Source organism: Streptomyces sp. UNOB3_S3 (genome assembly GCF_020740895.1).
GTDB lineage: Bacteria > Actinomycetota > Actinomycetes > Streptomycetales > Streptomycetaceae > Streptomyces.
On record NZ_JAILXP010000602.1, the window covers coordinates 1 to 2,674 of the forward strand.

Here is a 2,674-nt window from a genome sequence, read left to right on the forward strand (position 1 = left end):
CCGGGCGCCGCACCCGCGCCCGCGCCCCACCCGCAGGGCGGCAGCGACGAAGGGCAGATCTGATGACCACGCCGGCCAACCCGACCCCTTCGACCCCGGCCCCTTTGATCCGGCAGCCGAGCAGCGGCCTGTTCACGACGTCGGACTTCGAGTGGAAGACGCACGAGCAGCTCCTGGCGATGATCGAGCACGCGGACGCGCCGGGGACACTGCACCTGGGCACCAAGCTCAAGGTCGCGGCCACCGCCATCAAAAAGCTCGGCGAAGACCTGAAGGCCCACATGGCCAAGGTCGAATGGGAGGGCCAGGGCGGCGACGCCTTCCGCGAATGGGGCGCGGACATGGCCAACGCGACGCTGCGGCTGGGGGAGTTCAGCCACAGCGCGGGCGCCTGGATGGCCGAGGCGGCGGAGACACTGACCTTGGTGAAGTCGTCGATGCCGGACGTCTCGTCGGATGCGAAGACGATCCTGGACGCGTTCCGGAGCAGCAACCCGGGACAGGTGGGCGCTGTGGCACTGCCGGGGCTGACGGCCCAGGGCGGCGTGTCGCCGGCGGCTTCCGGGCCTTCGCAGGCGCAGGCATACGCGGCGCAGCAGCAGCTGGACGCGGACCGCGCGGAGGCGGCCCGGCTGATGCGGAAGCTTGCGGAGTCGTATTCGTGGTCGGCACACCAGATTTCGGCGGCGGAAAGGCCTACGTTTCGGCCGATGCCCAATGCGATTCCCGGCGATGGTGACGGGAGTCACGACCGGGAGTACGTCGGAGGGGCAGGCGGTAGTCGGCATGGGTCCCAGGGCGGAGTAAACAGCCCGGAGATGAGCTCGATCGGCGGCGAGCCCCGAAGCACGGGTCGACCTGGAGTGGCTCTGCCCAGGGCTGGCGGTCCTGGAAGTGCGGGGGCCGCTCCGATCGTCGGACGTCGCGGTGTAGTTCTGCCGGATGGGAACGTCGGCACTGAGATCGATGGTGTTGCTTCAATGTCGACCGTTCCCCCCATCCAGCCTGCGGGCAAGGCAGACAGTCATGTAGGTGGCCAGGTCGATGAGAGATCGCCGTCTCTGCCGGGTGTCGTTGTACCCTCCACGGCACTGCCCGGGAGACCGGCCGGTGGAGGCGGCGTTCCTCCGTTGACGCGACAGCCCATGGCAACTGGACCAGGGGCGGGGGTGGTGCGGCCTGGCTTGGCGGTACCACGTGTCGCCGATCCCGGCATTGTTGGAGGACGGCCCGTCCCGCCCGGCCAGGGGCTACCGACTGGCCAGGCACCGCGTGGCACGGTCATCGGCGCTGAAGGTCAGGGACAAGCCCAAGGTCGAATGCCGGTGGGTACGGGCCCTGTTGTGGGCGGCTCGAGTAGTACGGGCATGGTGACCGGACGGCGCTTGGCCACTGAGCCAGGTGGCGTCGTTGGTGGCCGTCCAGCCCAGCGCCCCGGTAATGCTGGAGAATTCACCCCTGGTGGAGCGGGTTTGGTCCGGAGCCGTCCGGCGGCGGACGGCAGCGCATTGCCGCGAGGCGGTGTGCAAGGAGGGGGTGCCTTCCTGGCGCCAAGCACGGCAGGAGGTGCCGCCTCGCGGCGTGGCCATGGCGGGCAGCGCCCCGGCTACCTTGTCGAAGATGAGGAGACCTGGTCGCAGGTCCATCGACGTGTTGTTCCGCCGGTCATCGAATAGTGCGCGAAAATGATGAGAGGGCGGACATGTGCCGTGTCGAACGAAACGGGCTCGTGAGACGCGGGATCGTCGTGAGCTCGGCTGCCGTACTCCTTGCTCTCGCTGCCCCTGCTCCTCTGACCCAAGCTGACACGATCCGTTCACAGCAGTGGTACTTGGACGCGATGCGGGCTGAAGAGATGTGGCGGACGAGTACAGGCTCCGGCATGACTGTGGCCGTGGTCGACAGCGGAGTGGACGCAGAGCTGCCAGACCTTCAAGGCCAAGTGCTCCCCGGTAGGGACTTTTCGGGCTTGGAAGGGGACGCACACTCGGACTACGACGGCCATGGGACGAGCATGGCTGTTCTTATCGCTGGAACTGGGGGAGGCAACGGGGGAACAGGAGCCTTTGGCCTGGCTCCTAAGGTCAAGATCCTTCCTCTGCGTGTCACCAATGCCAAAGTGCCTGTGCCAAAGGTGCTGCCCGCTACTTCTATCGCTGCGGCGATCCGATATGCGGCTGACTCTGACGCCAGGATCATCAACGTGTCCATGGGCGGGTCGTTCGAGCACACAGACGAAGCGGAGGCGGTAAGGTACGCGGTCGCCAAGGGGAAGTTGATCTTCGCGGCAGTCGGTAATACTGGCGATAAGAGCAACTTGCCCGAATATCCTGCCGCGTTCCCAGGCGTGGTGGGCGTAGCCGCCGTAGACCAGGACATCAAGGCCACCGCCGAATCGCAGCACGGCCCCCAGGTCGACCTGGCCGCCCCAGGCGACAACATCGTCGCCACCTGCAAGGGCGGCACCGGCCTCTGCCGAAGCCACGGCACCAGCGACGCCACCGCCCTGACCTCCGCCTCCGCCGCCCTCCTCTGGTCCGCCCACCCCGACTGGACCGCGAACCAGATCCTCCGCGTGCTCATCAACACCGCCGGCGGCCCCAAGAGCGGCGAGAAGCGCAGCGACTCCATCGGCTACGGCGTGGTCCGCCCCCGCATCGCCCTCCAGAACCCC

At 67.6% G+C, this 2,674-nt stretch carries 2 protein-coding genes; one reads left to right on the top strand and one right to left on the bottom strand.

Features of this window, described 5'->3' with window-relative positions:
* On the bottom strand, positions 1-718 hold a 718-nt coding region (locus tag K6I33_RS34175), incomplete at its 3' end, for a hypothetical protein (RefSeq protein ID WP_229358692.1).
* Between the two features lie 1,122 nt (positions 719-1,840).
* Between K6I33_RS34175 and mycP the strand changes: the two genes are divergently transcribed.
* Positions 1,841-2,674 (top strand): type VII secretion-associated serine protease mycosin (mycP, locus tag K6I33_RS34180; RefSeq protein ID WP_308297367.1); only part of this gene is annotated, 834 nt, incomplete at its 3' end.